This is a genomic window from Pelomonas sp. KK5, assembly GCF_001984095.1.
In the GTDB taxonomy this organism is placed as follows: domain Bacteria; phylum Pseudomonadota; class Gammaproteobacteria; order Burkholderiales; family Burkholderiaceae_C; genus KK5.
The window spans coordinates 1-14072 of the sequence record NZ_LYVQ01000068.1; the positions used below are offsets into that span (position 1 = coordinate 1).

A 14072-nucleotide genomic window follows, 5' to 3' on the forward strand; every position below is an offset into this window, starting at 1 on the left:
GGTGGGGAACTGCCAGAAGTCCGGCATCAGCCACGGGTGCGGGTAGCTGCTGAGGCCACGGCCGCTCAGCTCCTGCCGGTAGCGGGCCAGCTGCTCTTCGTCGAGCCGGCCCTCGAGGAAGGCGCGCGCATAGACGCCCGGCGCCGAATGCGGCTGGAAGAACACCAGGTCCGCCCGCTCGCCGGCGCGGAAGAAGTGGTTGAAGCCCACCTCGAACAGGTCGGCCGCGCTGGCATAGCTGGCGATGTGGCCACCCAGCTCGCCATAGGCCTGGTTGGCCCGCACGACCATGGCCAGCGCGTTCCAGCGCATCAGCGAGGCCAGGCGCTCCTCGATCGCGAGATCGCCGGGGAAGGGCGGCTGCTGCGCCACGGGGATCGTGTTGACATAGGGCGTGCCGTGAGCCGGCTGCCAGCCCACGGCCGGCTCGCGGGCCATCGCGGCCAGCATGTCCATCAGCTCGCGGGCTCGTTGCGGGCCGGAGGCTTGCAGCACGGACAGCAGCGCGGCGCGCCACTCGTCGGTCTCGACCGGGTCGCTGTCCAGGCCCAGAAGCGGGTCTCTCATCATCACGCGCTCCCCGTTTCCGATTCGATTGCGTGGCGGATCGCGGGGCGCGACCAGAGGCGCTCGTGATGCGCCTGGCAGCGCGGGCCGGGCGAGCCGAGCGCGTTCACCACGGCCCAATGCTCCAGGTAGAAGAGCGCGAAGTCGGCGATGCTCATCGCACCGAACAGCCAGTCCCGGCCTTCGAGCAACTGCTCCGCCCGATCCAGCCCGGCCTGGAACACGCCAAGGCCGAAGGCGCGGACGGCCGCATGGTCCGCCTCGCTGGGCGCGAACTTCTCCGGCCGGCGCAGCCGTGTGTAGCCCTGCATGTGGACCGTCGACACCAGGTACTCGGTCATCTCCAGCACGCGGATCTCGCCCTCGATGTCGGTGGGGATCAGGCCCAGCTCCGGATTCATGCGGGCCAGCCACAGCGCGATCACCGGGAACTCGGTCAGCAGCGAGCCGTCGTCGCGGATCAGCGCGGGCACCTTGCCCTTCGGGTTGATGCGGCGGTAGGTGTCGAATTCGGGCGTGTTGGCGCGCGCGGCCTTCTCGGTCGTGAAGGGCTTGCCGATCTCGGCGAGCAGGGCATGGATGCCGATCGAGCAGGCACCGGGCAGCAGGTAGAGCTTCATGGGAGGGGGTGGGTTCAGTCAGACGATGAAGGTGTCCAGCACGCCGATGCCGTCGACGCCGGCCTGCACGTGGTCGCCGGGCTTCAGGTACCAGTCGCGCGGATCGGGCTTGTGATGCAGGGCCACGCCGCCGGGCGTGCCGGTGGCGATCAGGTCGCCGGGCCCGAGGCCGCAGCGCGACCAGAAGGCCACCAGCTCGTCGAAGCCGAAGATCAGGTCGCGGCAGTCGGAGCGCTGGCGCAGCTCGCCGTTGACCTTGAGCCACAGGACCAGGGCGGCGGGATCGGGTACCTCGTCGGCCGTGAGCAGGTACGGGCCCAGCGGGCCGAAGCCGGGGAAGTTCTTGCCCAGCAGGATCATGCCGTTGTGCATCTCGCGCAACTGCCACTCGCGCGCCGACAGGTCGTTGAAGATCGTGTAGCCGAAGACAGCGTTGCCCGGGCCCAGCACCAGCGCAATCTCGGCCTCGTAGTCGAGGTCCAGGACATCGGGGGGACGCAAGACCTGGCACCTGTGCGGCACCAGCGTGCGCCCGAGCTTGATGAAGCCGGTGGGGAAATCGCTGTGGAACTTGCCGCCGCTGCCGGCCGATTCCAGCCGGTGGCGCCCGAAATTGCGGCCGGCGCAGATCATCGAGCGCGGCGGCACCGGCGTGAGCCAGCGCACTTCGTCGGGCGAATCGGTCCAGCCCGGGTCCAGGCGAGGCGCGGCCCACTGCTGCAGGTCGCGCGTGGCGTCCATGGCCGCGGGGCCGCCCTCGATCAGCGCTGTCACCGAAGCCGGCGTGCGGGTGCAGGAGCGGGCTGCCGCAGCCTTGGCGACGTCGAGCAGCATTCCGCCAGCGACGACGACGCCGAAGCGCTCCGGCCCCGCGGCCGATCCGTAGCGCGCGATCTTCATCGCAGTTCCAGCCGGCCCAGCAGGTGCTTCAGCAGCTGTACCTCGCTCGGATCGAGATCGCCCTGCACCCCGGCCTCGCTTGCCTTGCGCAGAGCGCTGAGTTCCATCACGGCAAGGCGGCCTTCCGGCGTCAGGCGGAGCCGGGCTGGCTCAGGCTCGTGAAGCAGGCCGCGTGCGATCAACTGGCGCACGGCGTCTTCGGATACCGGCTGGCCGCGCAGTTGCCAGCTTCGAGCGACAATCTCATGCACGGCCAGGCCTTCTCCCTGGCCCGCGATGCTGAGCACTGCATAGGCCTCGGCCGTCCAGCCCTTGCGCGCGAGCTGTTCGACGACGGCCTGCCGCGTGCGGAAGTAGGCATTGGAGACCTGGTAGAGCAGGTCGTCCGTCGACAGGTTGCCGGGCTCGCCGGCAGGACCGGCCTGCCGCGGCAGCAGCATGCCGTAGCGCCCGCCATGGAACACCAGCGGCTTGCGCGCCGAATGGCTGAACTCGACGATCTCGCCGACGAAGATCACATGGTCGCCGCCCTCGTACTGGTAGGCCAGCCGGCAGGCGAAGCGGGCCATGCATCCCGGCAGCAGCGGGATGCCGCCAGGCCCGCGTTCGACGGCCAGGGCCTCGAAGCGGTCGATGCCCTTGCTGGCGAAGCGCGTGGACAGCGCTTCCTGCTCGGCCGACAGGATGTGCACCGCGAAATGCCCGCACGAGCGAAACGCCTCGAGGCTCGCGGCGCTGCGCGCCAGGCTCCACAGCACCATCGGCGGGTCCAGCGACACCGAGGAGAAGCTGTTGGCCGTCAGGCCCACGTCGACCGCGCCCGGCCCGGCCGTGGTGACGATGGTGACGCCGGTGGCGAAGGAGCCGAAGGCGTCGCGCAGCGCGCGGCCGTCGAAGGCGCTCATGACCGGGCCCTCGCCAGCGCCTTCTCGGCCAGGTAGCGCTCCAGCGTCGCCAGCGGCGGCCGGCTGCCGTCCAGCTCGGCGACCGGTACGCCCGAGAAACGCGTGGCCTCGGTGAACCAGCATTCCTGCGGCGGCAGGCCCCAGCGCAAGGTCAGGCCGGGCACCCGCACGTCCCAGCGCACCGGCTCGACCTCGCTGTCGATCAGCAGGTAGTGATCGCAGAACAGCTCGACCCGGTGCCCATCGGGATCGCGCAGGTAGACGAACAGCACGCCCGCCGGGCCGTGCCGCCCGGGGCCGCGCTCGACCACGTCGCCCATGCCCATATTGCCGGCGACGTCGCAGGCCCGCAGGATGCTGTGCGAGTCGCTCACCGTGTAGGCGAAGTGGTGCAGGCGCGGGCCGGGATTCTCGAGAAAGACGATGTCCTGCGTGCCGGGCTTGCGGAACATGAAGGTCACCAGCAGCTTGTCGTCGAGCGCCATGTACTCCGAGATGCGAAAGCCCATCTCCGCGTAGAAGTCGGTCTGCTGCTGGACGTCGGTGACCTGGATCTGGTAGTGGTCGAAGCGCATTGCCGCGCCGCCCCGGAAGTTCTCGAACTGCGTGTAGACGCGTGGCTTCGTCGTCATCGTCGCGCAGATGTGCAGCGGCAGGCCGGCCGGGTCGCTGACGGCGAGCGTGCGGCCCTGGTGCGGCACTTCGATCCAGCGCGCCGGCAGGCCCCTGGACCTGAAGAAGTGCTCGACCTTGTCCAGTTCCTCGTCGGTCAGCACGCGAAAGCCCACGGCCTCGGCTTCGGGCGCGCTGCTCCGTCGCTTGACGACCAGGCTGTGATGGCAGACTTCCTCCACGCCGCGGAACCAGAGCGTGTCGGCATCGGCGTCGCTCAGGACCAGGCCGACGACCTGTTCGTAGAAGTCGCGGCTCTTCTCCAGGTCGCGCGAGGTGATGATCGCGTGGCTGGTGCGGGTGATGTTGAAGGGCGGGTAGTAGACGGGGGCGGGCAGCGGCATGCTGATGAACCTCGAAGTTAGAGTCGCACGAAGCCGGCCTCGTCCCCGAGGTCCAGCGGACCGGTCAGGCGGGCGCTCAGGTTGTACCAACCGATGTTGAACAGCAGCGCCAGGCTCTGCTGGCTGCCCAGTTCGACGTGGACGGCGTTCCACACCTCGGCGCTGACCTGCGCCGGCGCGCGCGTGGCATCGCGCGCCAGCCGGAGCACGGCCCGCTCCAGGTCGGTGAACAGCTCGCTCTTCTCGAAATCCCACAGCGCCTGCATCTTTCGCTTGGGCACGCCCTCCCTGATCGCGCGGTTCCAGTGGCGGTCCTGTTCGTAGCTGATGCCCAGCGTCTGGCAGGTCATCACGATCGCCATCTCGCGAAGCCGCGGATCGATGCCGTAGCCCTGGCGAACCGCGTCTGCCATCGGGATGAAGGCGGCGAGGATGTCGGGGCAGATGGCGATCGTGCGGAAGATCTCGGCGTTCGGCGCGTGGCTGCGCTTCGCGTGAATCAGCGCGAAGGCCTCGGGATCGTCGGCCGGGGTCGACAGGGGGATTCGTGCCATATCGCGCCTCCTAGGCCGCTGTCGGAAGGTCAGCGTTGATCCGCGCCTGCCACTCCTCGTTGCGATCGAGGAAGGCCCACACGCGGGCCTGCGCCTCGCGGGCGCCCGGGTAGCGCTCGGCGCGGATCTGTGCATTGCGCCAGGGGTCGCCGGAGAAGAACTTCTCGTAGAGGTTCTGCCGGCCGGCGAAGGAAGAGCAGGACGCATCCCAGGCCAGGCGCATCAGCTGCATCTTGCGTTCGGCCGGGATGTCGGCACCGGCGCAGTAGCGCTCGATGGCCGGGCCCGATGCGCTGCGAAGGTCCTCCACGCTCGGCGCCACCACGACGTTGCCGGCGCCCAGCAACTGCAGGATCTCCAGCGCCCGCGCATGCATGGCCGGGTACTGGGCGCGCACGACGTTGAGCGGCTGCTCGTAGGGCACGACGGTGCCGCCGGGCCCGGGCACGCAATCGACCTCGGCCACGCGCAGCAGCGCGCGCAGCGTCTCGACGAAGGCGACCAGCTCCGAGAGCTGCACCATCACCTGGGGGAAGCGGCTGTGGTTGACGTCCGCCAGGTTGTAGGCGATGCCCAGCAGGAACTCCATCTTCGCCAGCGAGCGCGTGGCCGACTGGTGCGAGCCGTGCGGCCCGGAGGGCGACTTCATCGCCGTCTCCACCGCCTTGATGCTCCGGTGCATGAAGACGCGCTCCCAGGGTATGAACGCGTTGTCGAACCAGATCACCGCGTCCATCTCGTCCATGCGGGCGCTGAGCGGATCGTTGGCGAAGTGGCCCTTGGCCGGCAGCGAGGGGCGGCAGATCATCTTCATGCCGGGCGTGTCCATGCGGGCCGCGAAGCCGACCGCATAGGCCTCGGCATCCTCCACCAGCGGGAACTTCGCCGCGGCCGGCATGATCAGCACCTCATTGGCCAGCGGGCCCAGCGTCGCCACCGAGCGGGCGCCGGAGACATGGATGCCGGCATCGGTCTCGCGCACCACGCGCATCACCATCTCGCCCGGCTGCTCGAACATCGCCTTGCGCTTGTCGATGTCCGGCGAGACCAGCGAGTGGGTCAGCGCCAGGTCGTTCTCGCGGATATGCTCGTGATAGCTCGTGATGTTGCGGCCGAAGCGCTCGCCGCCCGCCGCGAACAGCTCGTGCGCCGAGGCATGGGCGCTGACCATCACGTTGAGGAAGTCCGGCGTGCGTCCCATCATGCCGCCCACGGCATCCATCCAGGTCTTCATCATGTCGCGGCGGCGGCGCAGGTCCTCGGCCGAGCGCGGCAGGAGGAAGGACAGGCCGACCGGCTTGCCGGAGGACGGCGAGGCGAAGGTCATCCGGTCGCGCAGCGCCGGGTCGCATTGAAGGTCGTAGAGATCGGCGATCGACTGCACAGCGCCGCGGAAGCGGTGGTCCTTCGTGACGTCCTTGATGCGCTCGCCGTCGATCCAGACGGCGCGGTCGTCCCGCAGCGAGGCGATGTAGTCGGCGCCGCTGCGGGCGCCAGTACCGGTGGTGGTCATGCTGGTCATGGTGATGTCCGTTGGGAAGGGCTCAGCCCGCGAAGCGAGGCTCGGGCAGGCCCCTGACGCCGAGGCCGCGCACCGCGAAGAGGCTGCCGCGCAGGGCGCCGTCGCCCGGCAGGTGAGGCGCCGGCGGGGTGGTCATCGAAGTGACGTAGAGGATGTCCAGTTCGGGGCCGCCGAACATCACGCTGGTGACCTTCCTGACCGGCATCTCGATGACGCGATCGATGGCTCCGTCCGGCGCGTAGCGGCACAGCCTGCCGGCGAAGACCTGGGCGTTCCAGACATAACCTTCAGCGTCGACGGTGGAGCCGTCGGTCGCCATGCCGGGCGTGATGCCGGCCTTCGTGAAGGTGCGGCGATTGCCCATCGCGCCGGTCTCCAGCGCGTAGTCGTAGGCCCAGATCTCGCCGCGGAAGGAATCGGAGAAATAGAAGGTGGCGCCGTCGGGGCTCCAGCAGGGGCCGTTCGAGATGCCGAAGCCGCTGTCGAGCGGGTGCACGGAGAGATCGGGGTCAAGCCTGAACAGGGCCGCATCGGCGCCGCCTTCCCGCGTGTCCATGCCGCCGACGATGAAGCGGCCGCGTGCATCGACCTTGCCGTCGTTCAGGCGCGTGTGCGGCTTGTCCGCGGCCGTAGCGGCGATCAGCGTGGTCTCCCCGTTGTCGAAGTCCAGGAAATGGAAGCCGCTGGCCAGTGCCACGACAGCACCGCCGCCACGCCGCAACGCGAGCGAGCCGATCGTCTCCGGCAGGTCCCAGGCGCGCAACTCGCGCCCGTCAGCGGTGCAGCGGAAGACGCGGCAGCCGGCCACGTCGATCCAGTAAAGGCGCTGTTCCTGCACGTCCCACAACGGGCCTTCGCCGATGATGGGTTTCACGTCCACGAGCACGTCGATCTTCATGGTTATGCCCTCGGTGGCTGGGTCATCGTGATGAAGACGCCGAACGGGTCCTTGAAGCTGAACCAGGTCATCGTGAAACTCTGGTCGGGCTTGCGGATGACGATGTCCTTCGGTGCGCAGACGATCTCCACGCCGGGGTAGGCGGCCACCTTGTCGTGGGCCTCGCGCGCATCCGCCACCAGCAGGGCCAGGCGCGAGATGCCGACCTGGTTCATCGTGGCATAGGGCCCGTCGCCGACGATGGTGGCCGGGTCCGCGTACTCGATCAGGTTGATCTCGGTGGCCTGCTGCGGGTCCGCGCCGGCGGCCAGGATGTGGTGCGCGTAAATGCAGGTGTCGTCCTGGTCGAAGCCCAGCAGCCGGCCGTCGGCCTTGTCGCTGCGGGTCTGGAATGTGGAGACGAAGCCGAGCACGCCGCCGTAGAACTTCAGCGCCTCGTCGACGCTGGGCACGGTGATGCAGACGTGGAGGAGTTTCTTGACGAGTGCGTTCATGGTGATGTTCAGCTCCAGGCGGTGGCCAGGTCGTAGCGGGTGGCCCAGCGGACCTCGTAGGGGTGTTCGGCCCAGGTGGCCTGCTTGTCCTCGCCGGCTTCGGCGCGGGCCGGGCTGGCCATCCAGGCATCGAAGCGGGCCTGGTCCGCGAATTCGTAGATCGTCAGGTAGTTGGGGCAGGGCGCCGTCGTCGCACCGACCTGATAGGTCTCGTCGGCCAGCTTGAAGCGGCGGACCCGGCTGACGTGATGGCCCTTGAGCAGCATCGGCACGTGGATCTCGTCGTACCAGTGGATGAACTTGGCTTCGTCCTCGGGCCGGCACTGGATGCCGACGAGCCAGATCAGCGGCTTCTGGTCCATCTCAGTTCCCCGCGATGGCGTTGAAGAAGCGGACCTTGCCCTGCTCGCGATGCTCGCGCAGCGTGTGCGTGGTCATCACCGGGTGCTGCTCGTAGGCGGGCTCGGGCACCAGCGGATTGCCAGTCCAGGAGATCAGCCGGCACACGCGGCTGCCGATGCGCCAGCCTTGGGGCGTGCGCACCAGCTCGTCGTCGTACCAGCCGCGGCCGACCCAGTCCGGGCCGCCCTTGGCGGAGGCGCGCGACAGCAGCCAGTCGCCATAGGTCAGCGCGTTGGCCCGGTCGCCGTCCACGTGGACGCAGGAGCCGGTCATCGTGTGCATGTGATTCGTCAGCGTCTCGTGGAAGTCCTTGAACGCGAACTTGAGTGCCGCGACCGACTTCCACACCGCGCCCGCCGGGCCGAAATCGGCGAGGACATCGGCGGTGAAGACCTGGTCCAGCAGGTCCCAGGCATGGCTGTCGAGCGCCACGCCGTAGAGGTTGATGACCGCGATGATGTCGGAGCGGTCCTGCTGAATGCTCGTCGTGCTCATCTCGTTCAGCCTTTCATGTATTCGATGGTTTCGAGCACATTGCCGAACGGGTCCTTGAACGTGAGGATCTTGAACTTGCCACCGGTCGGCGCGATCACCACCTGCGGCTCGCACAGGAACTCGATGTCGCCGCGCGCCTTCAGCCTGGCGTGGATCGCGTCGGTGCTGTCCACGTCGAAGGCCAGGCGGTTGATGCCGGCGTGGTTCAGCGGCGCGCTCGGGGCCGTGGGCACGACGGTCTTCGGCGAGACGAACTCGATCAGGTCGATGACGGTGGCGTTGTCGGTGCTCTTGCCCACGAGGTGGTCGGCATGGATCTCGATGATCTGGCCGGGGAATCCCAGCACCTCACCGGGCGCGCGCTCATGGCGCAGCGCGCCGATGGACTTGAGTTCCAGCACCTCGCAATAGAACTTCAGCGCCGCCTCGATATCGGCGACGGTGATGCAGATGTGGAACAGGCGGTTGATCATCGGGAGTCTCCTTGGGTGTCGTGTGGAGGCAATGTAGGCAGCGCGCCCCGCGCTGGGAAATGAAGAATCCGGCTGCGCCTCAGTCGCGGATTTGATGGAGCGGGAGCTGCAGGTAGGAGGCGCGCTGGCCGCCCGTGTGCACGAGATGCGCGCCGGTGTTCGGCGAGGTGTACGGGGGCATGCCGGGCATCATGGTGCCGAGCAGGCTGCGGCCGCTGACGATGAACCGGAGCTGCTCGCCGGGGTGGAAGACCAGGCCCACGGGGAGCAGGTCGACCTGGACGTCGACGATCTGGCCCGGCGCCAGCTTCTCGGTCCTGTCGAAGCGGTGATAGGGCACGTCCTCGGTGGACAGCGCTTCGTCCAGGTGCCGCAGCGAGACGCGCAGGCGGCCGTCGGAGCCGCGGTAGCGCAGGATCGAGCCGCCGTGTTCGGTGGCGTCGTGCAGGCCCGCGTCGCGCCTCGGCACGGTGAACTCCGCGAGCGGCGTGCCCTGCGCATCGAGCTTCTGGACGAGCAGGAAGAGGTCCATGTCGTCGCTGCCCTCCGCCTCCACCCACAGGTGCGCCTTGGGGTAGCCGGCCAGCACGGTCTTCCTGTCGAAGCGGAGCAGGAAGGACGCGAAGTCCGGATTCGAGCCGACGACATAGCGGGCCTTGGCGCCGTCGGCCGGGGCCTGCGGGCCGAGGGTGCGCGTCTTCGCATCGAGGTAGAACTTCGTGGCGATGACGCCCTCGGGCGGAAACGTGTCCGCCGCGATCGCGGTCTGCGACCCACCCTTCAGGTCGAGCAATGAATAGCGGACGCGCGGCGTGCGGTCCCAGCCGTTGTCGACACCCTTCAGCACGTGGTCGAAGAAGCTGCGCAGGTCCTCGCGCTGCGTCTCGTCGTAGTAGTCCGGCCACTCCATGCTGTCGTGGATGCGCAGCCATTTGTCCGCGGACGAGATGCGGCGCCAGGCGCGGAAGGTGCCTTGGGTGTGCAGCGTGTTGGTGTAGCTGGCCACGACATAGGCGGGCACGGTGATGGCTTCATAGTGCGGGATCTTGTTCTCCCACAACTCGTTGACCAGCGGATGGCGCTCGGCCTCCGCGATGATGTCCTCCTTGCGGCCGAGGCCCGCGAAGGAGAAGTCGCGCAGCGTCCGCGCAAAGCCGGTGTCGGGCATGCCGCCGCGCATCACCAGGTCGCGGTAGGTGTCGCTCATGCCCTCCCAGGGGTTGATCGCAGCGAGATGCGGCGGCTGCTCGGCCGCCGCGAACCACTGCGAGGCGGCGAGGTAGGAGGTGCCGCTCATCGCGACCCGGCCGTTGCACCAGTCCTGCACGCCCAGCCACTCGATCAGGTCGTAGGCATCGCGGCCTTCCTGGCGGTCCCACAGCACGCTGTCGCCCTGCGAGTCCGAGATGCCGCGCAGGTCCGGGTTGCAGATCGCATAGCCCTGGGCGCACCAGTACGCCGGGTCCGGGCCCTCGAACTTGTTCAGGCCCGAGACGATGCCGTTGTCCAGGCCCACCAGGTCGAACACGCTCCTGGCGAACGCCGACGAGCCCTGGCTCTTGCCATAGGGGCTGTAGGCGATGATCACCGGCACCTTGTCTTCGCCGGCCGGCCGGAACACGTCCACGTAGGTGACGGTGCCGTCGCGCAGCGTGACGGCAACGTCCTTGTCCATCACGATGTCCACCGGCAGCGGCAGGAAGGGCGGGGCCAGGCGAGTGCCCGCCTTGAGAAGGCGCGTCCCGGGTTCGAAGCCGCTGAGGACGCCGTAGCGGCCGTCGCCCGCGACCAGCGGCTTGGAAGGCATGTAGATCTTCTGTGTGTCGCTCATGGCGAACTCCGGTCAGCGAGGGATCAACGGAACGAGCAGGTGGCTGTCATGGCGACCGCCCGTGTGCACGATGTGACGCCCCGCATTGCGCGTGACCGGATGCACCGTGATGCCGGTGCCCGGTGCATCCGTCGGCGGGAAGGGATCGCGGCCCATGACGACGACGCGCATCTGCTCGCCCGCGCGGAACAGCGTGCTCGAAGGCCAGACCTCGATCTCGACCGGCACGATCTGGCCGGGGGTCAGGCGTTGTTCGCGCTGGTGCGGGTGGACGGGCTGGTAGGGCGTGCTCCTTGCCTCGTCGAGTTCGCGGTGCGAGACGCGCAGCCAGCCGTGGGCCGCGTGGCCGAAGCGGAAGCGGGTGATGTAGTAGAAGTTGACGAGCTGGCCCGCCTTGTCGAACTTCTGGACCGCGGTGAAGAGGTCCATGTCGTCCGCGCCGTCGGCCTCGACCCAGAGCTTCAGCTTGAAGTAGCCGGTCAGCTCGGTGTCCTGCGTGAACGTGTGCGAGAAGACCGCCTGTGGCTCGGCCGAGGTCGCGTCGTAGGCCACCGATGAACTCGCGGCGACCGGAGTGCGGTCGAGCGAACCCTTCGACGCATCGAGGTAGTACGGCGTGTACTGCGTGCGCGCCAGCGGCCATTCCTTCTCCGCGCGTTCCTCGCCGACATCCATCCGCTCACGCACCTCGATGCGCACCTTCGGCCAGCCGTCAACCTCGTTCTCGATGCCCTTGAGGAAGCGGTCGCAGAAGGCGATCTGCCGCCGCGTGCTCTCGGCCGTGTACATCTGCGCCCACTTGTTGCGGCCGTGCACCTCCAGCCATTTCTGCCCGGTGCCCAGGCGCATGAAGGCAGCCAGCGAGCCGCGCGTGTGGATCGCATGGTCGCTCCAGCACGAGATCACATAGGTCGGCACGTTGATCTTCTCGACTTCAGGCGCCTTGCTCTGCCAGTACTCGTCGAGGAAGGGGTGCCGCTGCATCGCCGTCACCCAGTTCTCGGCCCGGTTCAGCGAGGCCCGCGTCTGCGCATTCCAGAAGTTGACGAAACCCGGATTGGGAATGCCGCCGTGGGCGACGACCTCGCGGTACAGGTCGCTCATCCCGTCATAGGGCATCAGCGCGGCCAGGTGCGGCGGGCGGGTGGCGCCGGCGAACCACTGGACGATGCCGAAGTAGGAGGCGCCGCCCATGCCCACCTTGCCGTTCGACCAGGGCTGGGCGGCGATCCATTCGATCGTGTCGTGGATGTCCTCGCCCTCCTGTGGCGACCAGGCGGTGGCGTCTCCCTCCGAGTGGTTGATGCCGCGGGGGTCGGGTACGACGATCGCATAGCCGGCGGGGCACCAGGTGAGCGGGTCCTGTGCCTCGATCGGCGCGTAGTCCGAGACCTTGGCGTTGTCGGTGAACTGCAGGCGCGCCGGCTCGGGCCAGCGGTAGTGCTTGCCGTAGGCGCTCCAGAGCACGATCGCCGGCAGCGGGCCCTCCACGCCGGCCGGCCGGTAGATGTCGGCATAGATCGTGACGCCGTCGCGCAGCTTGACCGCCACGTCGTAGTCGATGGTCAGCCCGTCGGCGCTGACGCGGCGGGGGTTGAAGCCCGGATAGCGCCGCTCCTCCAGCGGGCGGCCGGGCTCCATCAGGTCTTCGTCGATGCCGTTGATCGTCTTGGCCATTTTGAGATCCTCGATTTACTTCTTGCCAATGGCATTGAAGAAGCGGACCTTGCCCTCCTCGCGGTTCCTGCGCAGAGAGTGGGTGGTCATGACCGGCGTCTGCTCGTAGGCGGGTTCGGGCACCAGCGGGTTGCCGGTCCAGGACATCAGCCGGCAGACGCGGCTGGCGATGCGCCAGCCCTTGGGCGTGCGGATGATCTCGTCGTCGTACCAGCCGCGGCCCACCCAGTCGCGGCCACCGGGCGCGGCGTCGCGCGAGAGGATCCATTCGCCGTAGGTCAGCGCGTACGCCTTGTCGCCGTCGAGGTGGATGCATGCGCCGGACATCACGTGCAGGTGGTTGTCCAGCGTCTCGCAGAAGTCCTTGAAGCCGAACTTGATTGCATCGCGGGAGCGCCACACGGCGCCGGCCGGGCCGAAGTCGGCATGCAGGTCTGGGGTGAATACCTGGTCCAGCAGGTCCCAGTCATGGCTGTCCACCGCCACGCCATAGCGGTTGATGATTTCCAGGATGTCCAGCTTGTCTTGCACGATGTCTTTCATTGATTGCTCTCCAGTGATTCGAGGGAAGTCGGAACGGGCCTGACCAGCACGAAGGCGATGAGGGCCACGAGACTGGGCGCCGCGATGCCGATCAGGATCAGGGGCAGGCTGGCGCCCGCGGCGAGCATCAGGCCGACGATCGCCGGGCCGACGATCGGCCCCGTGCGGCCGATGCCGTAGATGACGCCCATGGCGCTCGAGCGGAACGCCGGCGGGTAGAGCGAGCCGACGTAGGGCAGCAGCAGGCAGGTCGTTCCCATGGCGCCGAAGCCGGCGCAGAACATGCAGGCAAGCGCCGCTGTCGAGTTCGGAACGACGCCTATCAGAGAAATGGAAACGAACAGGATCGGCATGTACAGGCCGAAGACCTGGCGGTAGCCCATCCGGTCCGCCATCCAGCCGGCCAGCGGCGTGGAGATGAAGTTGGCGAGCGAGAACACCAGGATGAAGCTGATGCCGGTCGTCATCGAGAAGCCGCGCTGAAGCATCAGCTGGGCGATCCAGGTCGTCAGCGTGACGGAGATCAGCATCAGGCAGAACAGGGCGGTGCCCAGCAGCACCGTGTTGCGCGCATGCCCGCCCTGGAACAGCCGCGCCAGCGGCACCTTCACGACTGGCGCCTTGCCCGGCATGGCGCGCGACTCGGGAATCCACAGCATGATGACCGGCACGAGGACGATGCAGGCGAAGGTACCCGTGAGGATCGCCCGCCAGCCCATCGTGGGCAGCAGGGCCATGGCCAGCGTGGCCGACAGCAGCACGCCCACGGCGATGCCCATGTAGGCCATGCTGGAGACCATGGCCTTGCGCGGCCCCGGCGCGTGCTCGAAGACCAGTGCCACGGCGATCGGCACGATGCCGGCCAGGCCGATGCCCGCGATCAGGCGATAGGCCATGAAATCGCCGAAGCCCCGCGCCAGGCCGCAGGCCGCCGTGAACACGACGAAGAGGGTGACGCCGACCAGCAGCATCCGCTTGCGCCCGATCGCGTCGGCCGCCATGCCGAACAGGATGGAGCCGCCGACGGCCCCGACATGCCCGGCGCTGGCCAGCAGCCCGGCATCGGCCGGGTTCATCTTCATGTCCTTCATGATGGCCGGCAGCAGCGTGCCGAACAGCGAGACATCGAGCCCGTCGCAGACGATGGCCAGGAAGCAGATCAGCGCGACGCGCAT

15 protein-coding genes and 1 pseudogene are annotated in these 14072 nt (G+C 68.2%); all 16 read right to left on the minus strand.

Annotated elements, in window-relative coordinates:
• Nucleotides 1–567: pseudogene (locus B0W88_RS12800) on the minus strand (pyruvate dehydrogenase (acetyl-transferring), homodimeric type); the annotation flags it as partial.
• Between the two features lie 2 nt (nt 568–569).
• Entirely contained in the window at nt 570–1187 is a 618-nt protein-coding gene (locus B0W88_RS12805) for a glutathione S-transferase family protein (protein ID WP_077035046.1), read from the minus strand.
• An 18-nt stretch (nt 1188–1205) separates the two neighbouring features.
• Entirely contained in the window at nt 1206–2087 is an 882-nt protein-coding gene (locus B0W88_RS12810; RefSeq protein ID WP_077035047.1) for a fumarylacetoacetate hydrolase family protein, read from the minus strand.
• Complete coding sequence (locus B0W88_RS12815; protein ID WP_077035048.1) at nt 2084–2992, minus strand: flavin reductase; 909 nt, start codon at nt 2990–2992, stop codon at nt 2084–2086. Before B0W88_RS12815 ends, B0W88_RS12810 begins: the two co-directional genes overlap by 4 nt.
• Complete coding sequence (locus tag B0W88_RS12820; protein ID WP_077035049.1) at nt 2989–4008, minus strand: VOC family protein; 1020 nt, start codon at nt 4006–4008, stop codon at nt 2989–2991. The genes B0W88_RS12815 and B0W88_RS12820 overlap by 4 nt, the downstream gene beginning before the upstream one ends.
• A gap of 17 nt (nt 4009–4025) precedes the next feature.
• Nucleotides 4026–4562 (minus strand): carboxymuconolactone decarboxylase family protein, encoded by a 537-nt coding sequence (locus tag B0W88_RS12825; RefSeq protein WP_077035050.1) that lies wholly within the window; start codon nt 4560–4562, stop codon nt 4026–4028.
• Between the two features lie 10 nt (nt 4563–4572).
• Complete coding sequence (locus B0W88_RS12830; protein WP_077035051.1) at nt 4573–6084, minus strand: 4-hydroxyphenylacetate 3-hydroxylase family protein; 1512 nt, start codon at nt 6082–6084, stop codon at nt 4573–4575.
• 22 nt (nt 6085–6106) lie between these two features.
• The gene (locus B0W88_RS12835) at nt 6107–6982 is read right to left on the minus strand and encodes an SMP-30/gluconolactonase/LRE family protein (RefSeq protein ID WP_077035052.1); all 876 of its coding nucleotides are present in this window, start codon (nt 6980–6982) and stop codon (nt 6107–6109) included.
• Between the two features lie 2 nt (nt 6983–6984).
• Nucleotides 6985–7476, minus strand: coding sequence for a VOC family protein (locus B0W88_RS12840; protein WP_077035053.1), 492 nt, complete (start codon nt 7474–7476; stop codon nt 6985–6987).
• A gap of 8 nt (nt 7477–7484) precedes the next feature.
• On the minus strand, nt 7485–7838 hold the full coding sequence (locus tag B0W88_RS12845) for a DUF4286 family protein (protein WP_077035054.1): 354 nt from the start codon (nt 7836–7838) through the stop codon (nt 7485–7487).
• A 1-nt stretch (nt 7839) separates the two neighbouring features.
• Nucleotides 7840–8373 carry a nuclear transport factor 2 family protein gene (locus B0W88_RS12850; protein ID WP_077035055.1) on the minus strand — a complete coding sequence of 178 codons (534 nt, stop codon included), beginning with the start codon at nt 8371–8373 and terminating at the stop codon, nt 7840–7842.
• A gap of 5 nt (nt 8374–8378) precedes the next feature.
• Nucleotides 8379–8846, minus strand: coding sequence for a VOC family protein (locus B0W88_RS12855; protein ID WP_077035056.1), 468 nt, complete (start codon nt 8844–8846; stop codon nt 8379–8381).
• A 79-nt stretch (nt 8847–8925) separates the two neighbouring features.
• Complete coding sequence (locus tag B0W88_RS12860; protein WP_077035057.1) at nt 8926–10677, minus strand: CocE/NonD family hydrolase; 1752 nt, start codon at nt 10675–10677, stop codon at nt 8926–8928.
• A gap of 12 nt (nt 10678–10689) precedes the next feature.
• Nucleotides 10690–12354, minus strand: a complete 1665-nt coding sequence (locus B0W88_RS12865) for a CocE/NonD family hydrolase (protein ID WP_083748762.1) — start codon at nt 12352–12354, stop codon at nt 10690–10692.
• Nucleotides 12355–12369: 15 nt separating this feature from the next.
• Nucleotides 12370–12897, minus strand: a complete 528-nt coding sequence (locus B0W88_RS12870) for a nuclear transport factor 2 family protein (RefSeq protein ID WP_077035058.1) — start codon at nt 12895–12897, stop codon at nt 12370–12372.
• On the minus strand, nt 12894–14072 hold the full coding sequence (locus tag B0W88_RS12875) for an MFS transporter (protein ID WP_077035059.1): 1179 nt from the start codon (nt 14070–14072) through the stop codon (nt 12894–12896). The genes B0W88_RS12870 and B0W88_RS12875 overlap by 4 nt, the downstream gene beginning before the upstream one ends.

Coding starts and splice junctions, on each gene's coding strand:
- B0W88_RS12855 (WP_077035056.1), bottom strand. CDS start 8,846: ATGATCAACCGCCTGTTCCACATCTGCATCACCGTCGCCGATATCGAG.
- B0W88_RS12845 (WP_077035054.1), bottom strand. CDS start 7,838: ATGGACCAGAAGCCGCTGATCTGGCTCGTCGGCATCCAGTGCCGGCCC.
- B0W88_RS12830 (WP_077035051.1), bottom strand. CDS start 6,084: ATGACCAGCATGACCACCACCGGTACTGGCGCCCGCAGCGGCGCCGAC.
- B0W88_RS12805 (WP_077035046.1), bottom strand. CDS start 1,187: ATGAAGCTCTACCTGCTGCCCGGTGCCTGCTCGATCGGCATCCATGCC.
- B0W88_RS12850 (WP_077035055.1), bottom strand. CDS start 8,373: ATGAGCACGACGAGCATTCAGCAGGACCGCTCCGACATCATCGCGGTC.
- B0W88_RS12870 (WP_077035058.1), bottom strand. CDS start 12,897: ATGAAAGACATCGTGCAAGACAAGCTGGACATCCTGGAAATCATCAAC.
- B0W88_RS12825 (WP_077035050.1), bottom strand. CDS start 4,562: ATGGCACGAATCCCCCTGTCGACCCCGGCCGACGATCCCGAGGCCTTC.
- B0W88_RS12860 (WP_077035057.1), bottom strand. CDS start 10,677: ATGAGCGACACACAGAAGATCTACATGCCTTCCAAGCCGCTGGTCGCG.
- B0W88_RS12875 (WP_077035059.1), bottom strand. CDS start 14,072: ATGCGCGTCGCGCTGATCTGCTTCCTGGCCATCGTCTGCGACGGGCTC.
- B0W88_RS12810 (WP_077035047.1), bottom strand. CDS start 2,087: ATGAAGATCGCGCGCTACGGATCGGCCGCGGGGCCGGAGCGCTTCGGC.
- B0W88_RS12835 (WP_077035052.1), bottom strand. CDS start 6,982: ATGAAGATCGACGTGCTCGTGGACGTGAAACCCATCATCGGCGAAGGC.
- B0W88_RS12815 (WP_077035048.1), bottom strand. CDS start 2,992: ATGAGCGCCTTCGACGGCCGCGCGCTGCGCGACGCCTTCGGCTCCTTC.
- B0W88_RS12820 (WP_077035049.1), bottom strand. CDS start 4,008: ATGCCGCTGCCCGCCCCCGTCTACTACCCGCCCTTCAACATCACCCGC.
- B0W88_RS12840 (WP_077035053.1), bottom strand. CDS start 7,476: ATGAACGCACTCGTCAAGAAACTCCTCCACGTCTGCATCACCGTGCCC.
- B0W88_RS12865 (WP_083748762.1), bottom strand. CDS start 12,354: ATGGCCAAGACGATCAACGGCATCGACGAAGACCTGATGGAGCCCGGC.